Source organism: Chryseobacterium sp. FW101-FHT12H09, assembly GCF_058790395.1.
Genome location: NZ_JBYTCP010000003.1, coordinates 182,750 through 197,095 on the forward strand (window position 1 = coordinate 182,750; position 14,346 = coordinate 197,095).

At 34.0% G+C, this 14,346-nt stretch carries 15 protein-coding genes; 5 read left to right on the plus strand and 10 right to left on the minus strand.

All coding sequences use genetic code 11. From position 1 onward, the window contains the following. Positions 1 to 9 precede the first annotated feature (9 nt). The 4 genes from menA to gyrA form a co-directional block, all read right to left on the minus strand. Positions 10 to 939, minus strand: a complete 930-nt coding sequence (menA, locus tag AC3WRL_RS11545; protein ID WP_261512384.1) for a 1,4-dihydroxy-2-naphthoate octaprenyltransferase — start codon at positions 937 to 939, stop codon at positions 10 to 12. A 90-nt stretch (positions 940 to 1,029) separates the two neighbouring features. Further along, a complete protein-coding gene (locus AC3WRL_RS11550) occupies positions 1,030 to 1,866 on the minus strand; it encodes a 1,4-dihydroxy-2-naphthoyl-CoA synthase (protein ID WP_214824487.1) in 837 nt (278 codons plus the stop codon). A 174-nt stretch (positions 1,867 to 2,040) separates the two neighbouring features. Then, entirely contained in the window at positions 2,041 to 3,066 is a 1,026-nt protein-coding gene (locus tag AC3WRL_RS11555) for a tetratricopeptide repeat protein (RefSeq protein ID WP_214824484.1), read from the minus strand. Positions 3,067 to 3,090: 24 nt separating this feature from the next. After that, positions 3,091 to 5,691, minus strand: a complete 2,601-nt coding sequence (gyrA, locus tag AC3WRL_RS11560; protein WP_214824481.1) for a DNA gyrase subunit A — start codon at positions 5,689 to 5,691, stop codon at positions 3,091 to 3,093. Positions 5,692 to 5,839: 148 nt separating this feature from the next. Here gyrA and AC3WRL_RS11565 point away from each other — a divergent pair, with 148 nt between their 5' ends. After that, complete coding sequence (locus tag AC3WRL_RS11565) at positions 5,840 to 6,154, plus strand: DUF4286 family protein (protein ID WP_492330336.1); 315 nt, start codon at positions 5,840 to 5,842, stop codon at positions 6,152 to 6,154. 296 nt (positions 6,155 to 6,450) lie between these two features. Here AC3WRL_RS11565 and AC3WRL_RS11570 read toward each other — a convergent pair whose 3' ends face one another. From AC3WRL_RS11570 to AC3WRL_RS11580, 3 genes are all read right to left on the minus strand, one after another. Beyond that, positions 6,451 to 6,693, minus strand: a complete 243-nt coding sequence (locus tag AC3WRL_RS11570) for a hypothetical protein (RefSeq protein WP_214824474.1) — start codon at positions 6,691 to 6,693, stop codon at positions 6,451 to 6,453. 104 nt (positions 6,694 to 6,797) lie between these two features. Continuing rightward, entirely contained in the window at positions 6,798 to 7,298 is a 501-nt protein-coding gene (locus AC3WRL_RS11575) for a GNAT family N-acetyltransferase (protein WP_492330337.1), read from the minus strand. A gap of 5 nt (positions 7,299 to 7,303) precedes the next feature. Beyond that, entirely contained in the window at positions 7,304 to 7,816 is a 513-nt protein-coding gene (locus AC3WRL_RS11580; protein WP_214824470.1) for a DUF421 domain-containing protein, read from the minus strand. A gap of 144 nt (positions 7,817 to 7,960) precedes the next feature. Between AC3WRL_RS11580 and AC3WRL_RS11585 the strand changes: the two genes are divergently transcribed. Continuing rightward, the gene (locus AC3WRL_RS11585) at positions 7,961 to 8,524 is read left to right on the plus strand and encodes a hypothetical protein (RefSeq protein WP_492330338.1); all 564 of its coding nucleotides are present in this window, start codon (positions 7,961 to 7,963) and stop codon (positions 8,522 to 8,524) included. A gap of 31 nt (positions 8,525 to 8,555) precedes the next feature. Here the strand turns inward: AC3WRL_RS11585 and AC3WRL_RS11590 are convergent, their stop codons facing one another. From AC3WRL_RS11590 to uvrA, 3 genes are all read right to left on the minus strand, one after another. After that, entirely contained in the window at positions 8,556 to 8,690 is a 135-nt protein-coding gene (locus tag AC3WRL_RS11590; RefSeq protein WP_449243619.1) for a bacteriocin-like protein, read from the minus strand. Between the two features lie 145 nt (positions 8,691 to 8,835). Next, positions 8,836 to 9,231, minus strand: coding sequence for a TSCPD domain-containing protein (locus AC3WRL_RS11595; RefSeq protein ID WP_261512387.1), 396 nt, complete (start codon positions 9,229 to 9,231; stop codon positions 8,836 to 8,838). 285 nt (positions 9,232 to 9,516) lie between these two features. Further along, positions 9,517 to 12,345, minus strand: a complete 2,829-nt coding sequence (gene uvrA, locus AC3WRL_RS11600) for an excinuclease ABC subunit UvrA (RefSeq protein WP_214824463.1) — start codon at positions 12,343 to 12,345, stop codon at positions 9,517 to 9,519. Positions 12,346 to 12,587: 242 nt separating this feature from the next. Between uvrA and AC3WRL_RS11605 the strand changes: the two genes are divergently transcribed. The 3 genes from AC3WRL_RS11605 (at position 12,588) to AC3WRL_RS11615 (ending at position 14,291) form a co-directional block, all read left to right on the plus strand. Continuing rightward, positions 12,588 to 13,163: a Crp/Fnr family transcriptional regulator gene (locus tag AC3WRL_RS11605; RefSeq protein ID WP_214824460.1), complete on the plus strand. Its 576-nt coding sequence runs from the start codon at positions 12,588 to 12,590 to the stop codon at positions 13,161 to 13,163. A gap of 124 nt (positions 13,164 to 13,287) precedes the next feature. After that, positions 13,288 to 13,968 carry a type 1 glutamine amidotransferase domain-containing protein gene (locus tag AC3WRL_RS11610; RefSeq protein WP_214824458.1) on the plus strand — a complete coding sequence of 227 codons (681 nt, stop codon included), beginning with the start codon at positions 13,288 to 13,290 and terminating at the stop codon, positions 13,966 to 13,968. A 23-nt stretch (positions 13,969 to 13,991) separates the two neighbouring features. Then, positions 13,992 to 14,291, plus strand: coding sequence for a putative quinol monooxygenase (locus AC3WRL_RS11615; RefSeq protein WP_492330339.1), 300 nt, complete (start codon positions 13,992 to 13,994; stop codon positions 14,289 to 14,291). Positions 14,292 to 14,346 lie beyond the last annotated feature (55 nt).

Here is a 14,346-nt window from a genome sequence, read left to right on the forward strand (position 1 = left end):
AAATTTTATTTAGTTAAAGAAATTGAGTCCAATTGCTGTAAGAACAGCCATAGTAAAAGTAAGAATTCCGACCTGTTTCAAATACTGATCCAATTCTTTAGGTTCTTTTACAGACATTATTTTTCTTCTCAGCTTAGCAAATGGGATCAATAGGATCATCACAATGAAAACATAGTAATTTTTTGATTCTATAAAACCATTTATCCCTAAAAAGACAAGAATCAAAATAAGAGGAAGCTGCAACAGAATCATTTCATAGATCATTGCATTTTTAAAGCCTAATCTCAAAGCAAAACTGTGTTTCCCCGATAGTCTGTCACTTTCAATGTCTCTCATATTATTTAGGTTCAAAACAGCCATACTCATCAATCCAACTGCTGTTCCTGGCAATAAAATATCCCAGCTGAAAGTTTTAGTGAAAAGAAAATAACTCCCACAAACTGAAACCAAACCAAAAAAGATAAATACAAAAAGGTCTCCCAATCCCATATATCCATAAGGTTTTTTTCCAACTGTATATCCAATAGCTGCTAAAATACTTGCTACTCCTAATCCTATGAAAATGTAGAATTCATTCATATATTTAGGAATAAAAGCAACATACAACAAGACTACTGTAGCTATAAAAGATAGTATTGAAAGTAAGATCACAGCATTCTTCATTTGCTGAGCTGTAATTCTTCCTGAAGCTACGGCTCTTGATTCTGCCTCGTTAATTCTTTTAGCATCCGTTCCTTTTACTCCATCACCATAATCATTGGCATAGTTTGATAAAACCTGATACAGTAAAGTCACTAAAAGAGCCAGTGCAAAAATCTTCCAGTCCCAAGTTCCACCAGCACCATATAATTTCCACTTAGCGATGAAGCTCCCCATAATAATTCCGCTCAAAGAAAGCGGTAAAGTTCTTAGCCTTGCGGCTTTTATCCAGTCTTTCATTTTATGTAAATGTTAGAAATCAGAAGTTAGAAGTTAGATTTTATAAACATTTTTCTTGTAATATCCGACATCTAACCTCTAATATCTTATTTAAGATATCCATTGATTTTCTCCGAAGTCCGGCTTTCTCTTTTCCAGGAATGCATTTCTACCTTCCTGAGCTTCTTCAGTCATATAGGCCAAACGAGTTGCTTCTCCTGCAAAAACCTGCTGCCCTACCATTCCGTCGTCAGTTAAGTTCATTGCAAATTTCAGCATTCTGATTGAAGTTGGAGATTTTGCTAAAATTTCCTGCGCCCATTCGTAAGCTGTATCTTCTAGTTCAGCGTGAGGAATTACAGCATTAACCATTCCCATTTCCAATGCTTCCTGAGCTGAATAGTTTCTTCCTAAAAAGAAGATTTCCCGAGCTTTTTTCTGACCCACCATTTTTGCTAAGTATGCAGAACCGTATCCACCATCAAAACTTGTAACATCAGCATCAGTCTGCTTAAAAATAGCATGTTCTTTACTTGCTAAAGTAAGATCGCAAACCACATGAAGTGAATGTCCACCACCTACTGCCCATCCTGGAACAACAGCAATAACCACCTTAGGCATAAAACGGATCAAACGCTGAACTTCTAAAATATTCAGACGATGTCTTCCATCTTCACCAACATATCCCTGATGTCCTCTTGCTTTTTGATCACCTCCACTGCAGAAAGCCCATCCGCCATCTTTAGGACTTGGACCTTCTCCCGAAAGTAAAACAACGCCTATAGAAGAGTCTTCATAAGCATCATAAAAAGCATCGTACAATTCTGAGGTAGTTTTAGGTCTGAAAGCATTACGAACTTCTGGTCTGTTAAAAGCAATTCTCGCAACACCATTACATTTTTTATAGGTAATATCTTCGTATTCTTTGACGGTTTTCCACTCAATCATTTTGTAAAAATTTTCCCAAAGATACGGAATTGCAAAGAATTTTAACGTTCAAAAATAAGGATTATCATGTAAAAAAATACTGGAATTTTATCTCTTAATTTCATATCAAAAAAATAAAAAACCGAAACAAAATTGTTTCGGTTTTTATTATCTATAAATTCTTTTAAAAGAATACTATTTAGGTTTTCCCTGAAGTTCAGCTTCTTTAGCTTTCATTTCAGCCATTTTAGCCTGATTTTTAGTAATGCTGTAAATCTCTTTTAGCATTGTAACAGCATTTACGTCATTAGGAAGAGCTTTATACCAACTCTCTGCAAAAGGCAAAGCTTTGTTAAACCTTTCTTTTCTTGCTTCAATTAATTTAGTAGCATCATCCGGCTTAGTTTTCCTAAGTGTATTGATTTCACTTACCGCTTTTTCATCTTCTCCAATTACGGAATAAATTAAATTCTGATAAGCATTAGCAAAGTCAGGTTTCAATTCTATTGCTTTCTTAAAAGAAGCTTCAGCATCAGCTGCACTTGCAGGATTTTTAGACTGCATTACTCCTAAATTATACCAATTGGTAGCATCATTAGGATTTTTTGCTAATTGCTCTTTTAAGGTAGCAACAAATTTATCTGTATTTCCTGACTGATAGTAAGCAGTACTTTGGAAATCCTTCAACTTTGCATTATTAGGAAATTTAGCTAATCCTTTTTCAATAACTGCAACAGCTTCATCGTTCTTCTTAGCATTTAATAGCAAAGTAGATAAAGTTTCATACAAATCAGGTTCAACACTTGGTGTTTGCTCAGTTTTAAAGTCAGAATAATCTGCAGACTTTTTCAGCATATCCCAAGTTCCTTTATCATAAGTAGCAACCTGGCCTGTCTTTTTTTCCTTTGCAGTATAGTTAGTCTGAACTCCAGTATATCCTGAATTAATTAACTCAGTATATATTTTAATAGCTTCGTCTACGTTGTTAGCTAAAGCATAATTAAGACCTGCATAATACATATACACTTTATCATCCTGGCCACTAGTTTTCAACAAGTTATATACTTCTAAAAACTTTGGAGCCGCAACAGCATAGTTTTTCGCATTATATGCATCCATAGCTGCTTTATTAGCTTCTTGTAGCTGAGCATTTGTATCCTTCTTCTGTCCGAAAACAAAAGCTGAAGAAATAATCGCTATACTTAAAATTAGCTTTTTCATAATCAGAATTTATTTTATTTACATTTATTCTTCAGAATCAGAATTTTCAGCGTCTTCTGCTGGTTTATCATTTTCTGAATTATTCTCTAATTGTGGTGTTACATTTGCTTCTGTACCGCTATCTTGCGTAGTTTCCGCTCCTTCTAAATTTTCCTCTAATTCTTCCTCTACATCTTTATCCATAGCTACTTTTGCAATTGCTGCAATTTCATCATTTTTCTTAAGATTGATCATTCTCACTCCCTGAGTATTTCTACCCATTACTCTCATTTCATCCATATTCATACGGATTGCAACACCAGATTTATTGATAATCATTAATCCATCTTCATCTGTTACGTTCTGAATTGCGATAAGATTTCCGGTTTTTTCAGTAATATTCAGCGTGATAACTCCTTTTCCACCTCTGTTGGTAATTCTATAATCTTCAACGGCAGTTCTCTTACCGTATCCTTTTTCAGAAACTACTAAAACGGTTTCATTTTCTACATCGTTCACAACAATCATACCAATTACCTCATCACTATCCTCCATAGTAATACCACGAACCCCAATAGAACCCCTTCCTACTTCTCTTACTTTTTCTTCTGGGAAACGGATACATTTACCATTTTTAGTAGCAATCATAATCTGTGAAGTACCATTCGTTAACCATGCGCCTAACAACTGGTCATTATCTCTGATCTCAATAGCATTGATACCATTTACTCTTGGTCTTGAATATGCTTCGAGAGACGTTTTTTTGATGGTACCATTTTTAGTAATCATCACAACGCTCATTTGATTTATATACTCAGTATCTTTAAGATCGTTAGTACGGATGTATGCTTTAATCTTATCATCCGGCTCAATATTGATCAAATTCTGAACTGCTCTGCCTTTTGCTGTTTTAGAACCTTCAGGAATTTCAAATACCCTTAACCAATAACATTTTCCTTTTTCCGTAAAGAATAACATATACTGGTGATTGGTTGCAGAAACAATATACTCTAAGAAATCTTCATCTCTTGTCGTAGCTGCTCTGTTTCCTACACCACCTCTACTTTGAATTTTATATTCCGAAAGAGAAGTTCTTTTGATATATCCAGCATGAGAAATAGTAAGAACCACAGCATCATTCGGAATAATATCTTCAATTGACATTTCTCCTCCTGAATAATCTATTTCAGTTCTTCTTTCGTCACCGTATTTCTCTTTTACTTCAAGTAATTCTTCTTTAATAATTTCGAATCTTCTGCTTTCGTTTGCTAAAATATCTTCTAAATTCTGAATTTCTTTCATGATAGCATCGTACTCATCGCGGATCTTATCAAGTTCCATTCCCGTTAAACGAGCCAAACGAAGATCAAGAATTGCCTGAGCCTGAATTTCAGAAAGATCAAACTCCTGAATTAAGCCTTCTTTAGCAGCTTGGGGATTTGCACTGTGACGGATAATTGAGATAGCTTTATCCAATGAATCCTGAGTTCCTATCACTTTCATGAAGCCCTCTAAGATATGTGCTCTTTCCTTAGCTTTCTTAAGCTCATACTGAGTTCTTCTGATAACCACCTCATGTCTGTGTTCTACAAAATGATGGATAATATCTTTTAAGTTCAACTGCTCAGGTCTACCATGTACCAAAGCAATATTATTAACACTAAAAGAGGTCTGAAGTGAAGTATATTTATATAATAAGTTCAATACTACATTAGGAATCGCATCATTCTTTAATTCATAAACGATACGAAGACCTTTTCTGTCGGATTCATCTCTTATCTCATAAATTCCGGGAATTTTCTCATCTTTAACCAGTTCAGCTGTTCTGGCGATCATTTCTGCTTTATTTACCTGATAAGGAATTTCAGTAACGATAATAGCATTTCTGTTTCCTATTTCTTCGAAATTAACTTTCGCTCTAAGAACAACCCTTCCTCTTCCTGTGTGGAACGCATCTCTCACCCCATCGTACCCATAAATAATCCCACCTGTTGGAAAATCAGGAGCAATGATATGCTGCATCAATTCATCAATGGTAATTTCCTTATTATCAATGTATGCCGTGATTGCATCTACAGCTTCCGATAAGTTATGCGGCGCCATATTCGTTGCCATCCCAACAGCGATACCAGAAGTTCCATTAACTAAAAGATTTGGAATTTTTGTAGGCATCACGGTAGGTTCCGTCATGCTATCATCAAAGTTATTCTGAAAATCAACAGTTTCTTTGTCCAAGTCTGAAAGTATATCATCAGAAATTTTCTTTAGTCTGGCTTCAGTATAACGCATTGCCGCCGGTGGGTCACCATCCATAGATCCAAAGTTACCCTGACCATCAACCTGAGGATATCGTAAACTCCAAGGCTGTGCCATTCTAACCATTGCATCATATACAGAAGAGTCTCCATGTGGATGATATTTACCTAAAACATCTCCAACAATTCTCGCAGATTTTAAGTATTTTCTATTAGAAAAAACCCCCAATCCATACATACCATAAAGTACTCTTCTATGAACGGGTTTTAAGCCATCTCTTACGTCAGGTAACGCTCTTGAAACGATAACTGACATCGAATAATCGATATAAGATGACTTCATTTCATCAACAATGTTGATAGGAATTAGTCTTTCTCCTTCTTTTTGCATAAACAAATTTTATTATAATGACAGTCAGACTTTTAGCTGTGAGTCTGAAAATTATTTATTTTGGTTTTTTATTAACGGGCTAATTTACGAAATTTTTACCGATTTTTGTAGTAGAATTTATCCACAAAATCTTAAAAATTCTTAAAATATGAGCGTATTAAGTATAACTTTCCACTGCACGAAAAACAATCTGGAAGAATGGGAAAATTATATGGACAAGACATTGGTTTTAATGACTGAAAATCTGATGGATGTCAGCAAATATATTCTTTCCGAAGTAGACAGTGATTATATTGAGGATGGAAAAAACTACAACCTTCTTTTAATATTTGACAATGATGAATTGCGAACAGATTTTATTGAGAGTGAGCTCTTAAACATCTCTGAGAGAATAGAGAAACAATTCGGACAGGAAGTTATGATCTTCAACACTTTTTTAAATCCAAAGAAAACCAGACTTTAATAAAAAAGGCCCTGAAATTTCAGGGCCTTTCATTTTTTTGATTTTTAAATCAAAATAAGTTTCTTTTATCTTGTTGGATGTTGCGGTGGTTTTGGAGGCGCAGGAGGGTGAGGTAAACATGAAGCCAACACACCAACCAAAGCCAATACTCCGATAATTTTAGTTAAGGTTTTCATATTTTTATTCTTTATGATTCAAACTAATACCAACAATCCGAGTGCCAAAAAGTTAAATTAAAATATAGCTTTTAACTACCTACGAAAAAAGCCCCGTAAAATCAGGGCTATTATAAGATATTAATCTCTGTGATGTTTTTTATGTCCTCGATGTTTGTTATGACCTCTATCATCATATTCATAGTAGTATACCCTCTTCTTAACCTGGCCTGGTGCATAATATCTGGCACTTCCGCCATACACCTTTTTTGCCTGCCCTGGTGGCAATCCTCTCCTACCATGATAGTGTTGCTCCTGCACGGTACAGCTAGACAGCATAAAACCCAGAGAAACTACTCCCACTACTTTTATTAAACCTTTCATATTTTCATTGTTTCAAATTTCGTATGAAAATAAACAAGGTTGATGCCAAAGATCGAATTCACATAGCAGAGATAAGATATTAAGAGAATATTAATATCTTAATTTTAGTCAAAACCTACTGTCTCGCTTCTTTTTTCAAGCATAACAAGATCTTTCCATTCTCCATTTAGTTTTCCAACTTTTTTACGAATTCCTACTGTTCTGAATCCATTTTTCTGATGGAATTTTATGGATGCTTCATTTTCAGGAAATATATTAGACTGTAAGGTCCAGAAACCATGGCTTTCGCTGTCTAAAATCATCTTTTTAAGTAATACTGACCCTAAACCCTTTCCCTGGTAATTAATGTCAAAATAAATGCTTACTTCAGCAACTCCTTTAAAACATTCTCTTTTACTTACTGGTTTTAAGGCTGCCCAACCAACTACCTCATTATTTTCATTTTCCAAAATCCATCTGCAGTCGTTAAAAAATTCTGTGTTCCAAACTTCTCTATTGGGAGCCTCGGTTTCAAAAGTAGCAATTCCGCCATCTATTCCTTGCTGAAATATTTCTAAAACACGTACTTCGTCACTGGGAAGCATTTCTCTGATTTCGTAGTTCATTTTATTTAAAGATATTTTCTTTTATTTTTTCGTTTTATTCTTGAATAATGAGTTTGTTTTGTTTGACCATCTTCTGAGACAACACTTATATTTCCATCAACTTCAAGAACAGATAGTTTTACATTTTCTATCTTTTCCACACCATGCTCTCTTATTGCCTCTTCTAATTCTCCCTTAGTAATTTTCACTTTATCAAGCGCTTTTTGATCTACTTCACCATCCCTTATTAAAATCACCGGATCTTCCTCCATAAAAGTTTCGAAGGACGGGTTTGCAAACATTAATCTTTTTAAGATAAAATTAGCTGCGAAAAGCACAAGTGCAGCGATAAGCCCTCCCTGGAGAGATGTATCAGGTCCCACCATGGCATTTTGTACTGCATTGGAAATAAGAAGTAATAACACAACATCTCCTGCATTAAGCTGAGAAAGTTGATTTTTACCAAATAAACGGATTGCAATTACCATGAAAAGGTAAACGCAAAGGGAACGAACAACAACATTAAGAATAGGATCCACAGATATTTTTTATCTATTCAAATGTAGTAAAGAAATCTTAAAATATCGAAGTAAATTTTCAATCATCTTCTTTTTGACCATCTATAAATTGGTACAAACTTTGATACTCAATTTCAGGACCTTATATCCTTAAAAAACACAATAATGAAAGCGCTATTCTTCTATCTAAGTATTTTCTTAGTATTACTCAGCTGTAAAAATCATCAGGATTATAAAAAAGAATCTGCAGAACCCGAAATCAGAGAAAAAGTAAATAAACTATACACTTTGTATAGTCGTTCTAATGAAACCCTTTATGATCGCCCGCTTCAAAAGGATCTATTTTCTTCTGATCTGGAAGATGTAATAAAAAAAGCAATTAGTGTTTCAAAAGCAGATATTGAAAAAGTAAAAAGCAGTGCTCATCCAACGGATAAGCCTTTAATATTAGAAGGGGAAGTTTTCTCAAGTTTATATGAAGGATATACGACTTACAAAATAAAATCGGTTGATATCATTGCTAATAGAGCAAATGTTTCTGTTGATTTTGAGTATGATAAGGTATCCCCTCAAATTATATGGACTGATACTATACATTTAATTAATACAGATGACAAGCATTGGAAAATTGACAATATAACATTTAATAATTCTATCAGTACCGCTACAGATCTTAAAAATAGTTTGGAGGGGTTTATTTCTTATGCTGAAGAAAATTTAGAACAATAAAAAAGCTGCTATTTCTAGCAGCTTAAGTTTTTTAAGGACACTGAGCGATTGGAACTTCGCTACAAACTGTCTTATTTAATCTTTCACAGTATACACAGTATTTTTTAGGCTCTCCTCCATACACTGATTTTAATTCTTGCTTGTTAAGTTTCTTTAAATTTTTCATATTGTTTTAATTTAATAGTTGGCTAAATTTAAAACGAAAAACCAATTAGTTTATTACAAATTTTTGTGGAAAATTTTCACTATTTGCATCTTAAAAACAAAAATTATAGAGAATTTGCCAAATCTATATAAATGTTTTATGAATTTTACCTATTATCTATCTCAACCGTTACTGGCATCACATAGGTATAAGCCATCATATTTTCATTAAAATTTTTGCGATTTATTTTAAGGTTAGTTAAAACATTTTCAATTTCTTTACTTACATTTTTGCAATCACCAGTAGAGTGAACGTTCACGATCTTTCCATTTTCTGTAATATCGAATTTTACCTCTGAATTTACAACTCCTTGTTTATATTCGTAATTCGTAAAATCGAAGTTATCTAATAATTCATTTCTTATGTCACTGAACGTATCATTCTTATTCAATTGAATCTCCTGAATTACATTAGTATTGTTAGTCTGTGCTTTAAAAGTATTCATTGAAACAAATCCCAAAACGAAAAGTGAAGCTATAAATATTTGAATTTTATTTTTCATAACTGTATGGTTTTAAATATTATAATTACATTAGTTTGTATTTCTTACCCGAAGTTATTAAAAATAATTCATATTAAATTCACATCTAGTTAACATTGAGTTAATATTAGAACACAAATAACTGATATACAGTATATTAAATTTTTAAAATAATTGAAAAATTAATATTGAACTTCAAATTAGATTATAAAAAAAGACCAAACTTTATCGGTTCAGCCTTTTTTAGTCATTATTGTAATACTTTTAAATCACACATTTAACTTTTTTCAATACGAAGTATAGGTATTAGAATTCTTTCTTCAAAAACTTCCCTGTCAAACTTTTCTTAGACTTGATAATTTCCTCGGGAGTTCCCTGAGCAACAATTTGTCCACCATGTTTCCCTCCTTCCGGACCAACATCAATAATATGATCAGCCAGTTTAATCACATCCATATTATGTTCAATAATAATAAACGAATTTCCAAGCTCAACCAGTTGGTTGATCGCATCCATTAATATTTTAACGTCTTCAAAATGTAATCCCGTTGTAGGTTCATCCAGAATGTAAAGTGTATTTCCTGTTTGTCTCTTCGCCAGTTCTGTGGCCAGTTTAATACGCTGAGCCTCTCCTCCGGAAAGGGTTGTTGACTGTTGCCCCATTGTGATATAGCCCAAACCAACATCTTGCAGTGTTTTAACTCTGCTAAAAATTTTAGGAATTGGCTGGAAGAAATCTACTGCTTCATCAATTGTCATATCCAATACATCAGAAATAGATTTTCCTTTATAACGAACTTCAAGGGTTTCCCTGTTGAAGCGTTTTCCGTTGCAGGTTTCACAATGAACATAAACATCCGGTAAGAAGTTCATCTCAATTACCTTCAGTCCACCACCTTGACAGGTTTCACATCTTCCACCTTTTACATTAAAAGAAAATCTCCCTGGCTTATAACCACGAATTTTACTTTCCGGTAATTCAGCGAAAAGATTTCTGATATCAGTGAACATTCCCGTATAGGTTGCAGGATTTGATCGAGGTGTTCTTCCGATCGGAGCTTGGTCTACATCTACTATTTTGTCGATATTTTCCAGACCCTCAATTTTTTTATATGGTAAAGGCTCCTGAACTGCTCTGTAAAAATGTTTGTTAAGGATTGGATATAAGGTACCATTAATCAAGGAAGATTTTCCACTTCCTGAAATTCCTGTTACAACCACTAATTTCCCTAAAGGAATATCAAGAGTTACATTTTTAAGGTTATTTCCAGTAGCCCCTTTTAATAAAATATTTTTTCCGTTTCCTACTCTCCTTTGTTCTGGAATTTCAATTTTTCTTTTTCCATTGATATAATCAGCTGTTATAGTATCAGCCTTCAACAGGTCTTTCGGTTTTCCCTGCCAAAGAATTTCACCTCCAAATTTTCCAGCTCTTGGCCCGATATCCAATACCTCATCAGCTTCAAGGATCATATCTTTGTCATGCTCTACAACCAAAACAGAATTACCAATATCTCTAAGATTCTTTAATGATTTGATAAGTCTTTCATTGTCTCTCTGATGGAGACCGATACTTGGTTCATCCAGAATATACAAGACATTAACCAGTTGCGAACCAATTTGTGTTGCCAGGCGGATCCTTTGAGATTCACCTCCAGAAAGCGTTTTGGAACTCCTACTTAAACTTAAATAATCTAATCCTACATCCAGCAAGAACTGAAGTCTGGTTTCAATTTCCTTTAAAATTTCGTAAGCAATAATTTTATTTTTTTCTGAGAATTTGTCTTTAATATCATGCAGCCAGTCTTTCAGATCCGATAAACTTAAACCATTGACCTCAGCAATATTTTTTCCATCAATTTTAAAACTTAAACTTGAAGGCTGTAAACGGGTTCCATTACATTCAGGACAAGTCTCTTCAGTAGTAAAATGTCTTTCCAGCAAAACACCTTCATAAGATTCTTTCTCATCAATAATTTCTTCCATAAAAGGAATTAACCCATCAAAATTGATTTTTATTTTCTTGGTAATTCCTGCATATTTAAGGTCTTTATTAAATTCTTTATGACAGCCGTGATAAATATATTCCAATGCCTCTTCAGGAATATCCTTCATTGCAGTCGTTAAACCCAAACCGAAGATCTCAAGAATATTCTTGATCTGTGCTAAAATCCATTTATTAGATTTAATATCTTCTAAAGGCAATAAAGCTCCCTGATTGATCGACAACTTTGGATTATCAACAAAATAGTCTGTATTGATCTTTTTAATAGTTCCCAATCCTTTGCAATCCGGACAGCTTCCTTTAGGGGAATTGAATGAAAAGGTATTAGGTTCCGGTAATGCTAATGAATGTCCTGTTTCCGCATCCATTAGATTCTTTGAGAAATATTCAATATCCGTACTTCCCAGTTTTTGAATTCCAATAATTCCTTCCCCCATCTCCATCGCTGTTCTCAGGGATTTCTCCATTCTGGTTTCGGAGGCACTTTCACCAATAATCCAGCGGTCAATAACGATATCGATATCATGGGTTTTATAACGGTCGAGCTTTAGATCATATTCGATATCCTGCAGCTCACCATCAATTCTTGCCTGTCCATAGCCTTTTTTTGCCATCTGTACGAAAAGCTCATGGTAATGTCCTTTTCTCGAGCGAACAACAGGAGCCATCAGCATGATCTTTTCACCTTTATAATTTTCCTTAATTGTATCAAGGATCTGATCTTCCGTATAGCTTACCAATCTTTTTCCACTAGCCATTGAATAAGCATCCGACACCCTTGCATACAGTAAACGCAGATAATCATAAAGCTCAGTAACTGTTCCTACAGTGGAACGTGGATTTTTATTAGTGGTCTTCTGCTCTATTGCAATTACAGGAGAAAGCCCTTCGATCTTATCGACATCAGGACGTTCCAAACCTCCTAAAAATTGACGCGCATATGCTGAAAATGTTTCAATATAACGACGCTGACCTTCTGCGAAAATAGTATCAAAAGCTAATGATGATTTTCCACTGCCGGAAAGCCCGGTAATTACTACCAATTCATTGCGTGGAATTTTTACGTTTATATTTTTTAAATTATGCTCTCGAGCACCGTAAATTTCTATATATTCTGTTGATTTACTCATAATTCAGTGTGATCCTACCTGAAAATCACGCTGTGCAAAATTACGGAATTTTATGGAATTTTTTGTGTTAAAAAGTGTTAGTTTATTCGCAGTAAATGAATCAAAAGTTTTTATTTTAATTTAAATTTTAAATGAGATAACGGTTATATGAAATTACATTGATCGGGAAAATATATTAAAGCTGTCCTACCCGCTTTACTTAATCAATTTTATTTAAATTTACATTTCATTAATTCACCACTATGAACAGATTACGCGAGCATATTGAAGAAGTAATTCCTCTTACAGATGAGGAATTTGATCGTATTCAAACCTTCTTTACGTTGAAAAATGTTCGTAAAAATCAATTTTTGGTTAATGAAGCTGACGAAGTGAAGTTTGAATTTTTAGCTTTGGATGGTATATATAAAGTGTTTTACATTGATGAAAACGGTAAGGAGCATATCCTGCAATTTGCTAAAAAAAATTGGTGGATGACAGATTACGTAGGATTTTTCAAACAAAAAAATGCTACTATGTTCGTAGAATGCCTGAAAGATGGCCAGGTTTTATGTCTCACTCTAGAAGGAAGAGAAAAACTTGCTTTAGAATTTCACAAAATGGAACATTTCTTTAGGGTAAAATTAACAAACGGCTACATCGCTCTGCAACAAAGAATAACCCTTCTATTATCAAGTACTCCTCAACAGCGATATGAAGAGTTCTCAAAATTATATCCCGATCTCATCCTTGAAATTCCAAAAAAATATGTAGCAGAATATTTGGGTGTAAGCAGGGAAACATTGAGTAGATTATATGTGAACAGTAATAAAATGTAAGTGTGATTTCAATCACACTTTTTTTGTGACTTTATTCCTTCATTTTCGGATAAGTTCCGTGGTAATTTTACATCAGAAAAAAATAACAATTTAAACATATTATTAATCTGAAAAATTTTAAGTCATGAAACAAAAAGTATTAATCATTGTATCCAATGCAAACTCAATCGGACCTAACAATAGAAGAACAGGTACATTCCTACCTGAAGTAGCCCATCCTTATGCAGAATTTAAAAAAGCAGATTATCAAATTGATTTTGCGAGCTTAACAGGAGACTCTCCTTATCTTGATGCTTTAAATTTAGCGGATGATCCTGATAATTTGGCCTTCCTAACGGGTAAAGGTTGGGAAGATATGCATAATGCGGTAAAATTATCAACCGTAGATGTAAATACCTATGATGCAATTTTTATTCCTGGAGGTCTTGCTCCTATGGTAGATATGCCCGAAGCTCCAGAACTTAAAAGAATTATTGCCGAAACTTACGAGCGTAACGCAGTAGTTGGAGCAGTATGTCATGGTCCGGTATCTTTACTGAATGTAAAATTAAGCGATGGATCTTATCTGATCAATGGTAAAAATATTGCTTCTTTCACAACAGAAGAAGAGGATAATTATGCAAGAGCTGAGGTTCCTTTTGATCTGCAAACTGCATTAACTGAACAGGGCGCAATTTTTCACGCTGCAGAACCCTGGTCTGCGAATAGCATTGCTGATGGAAATATTGTAACCGGACAGAACCCAGCTTCTGCAAAAGGTGTTGGTGAAAAAATAGTTGCAATTTTAGAATCAAAAAAGAAATAACCTTTAACATTAAATTCAAGAAAATGAGTCAAAAAGCTGTTTATATATACGCCAAATGGCAAGTAAAAGAAGGGAAACTAGACACCGTATTGTATCTCTTGAAAGAAGTCGCTGAGAAAAGCTCTAAGGAAGAAGGAAATTTGTTCTATAATCTTCATCAAAGTCAACAGGATGAATATACATTAATCTTATTTGAAGGTTATACAGATAAAGATGCTGTAGAAATACATCGTAATTCTGAATATTTCAAAAATTTAGTTCTGGAAAAAATCGTTCCATTGCTGGAAAGTAGAGAAGTAATTCTTATGGATAAAATTTTATAGCAATCTTTTTAAAAACAAAAATTCCGGAAACTATTGGTAGTCCGGAATTTTTAAT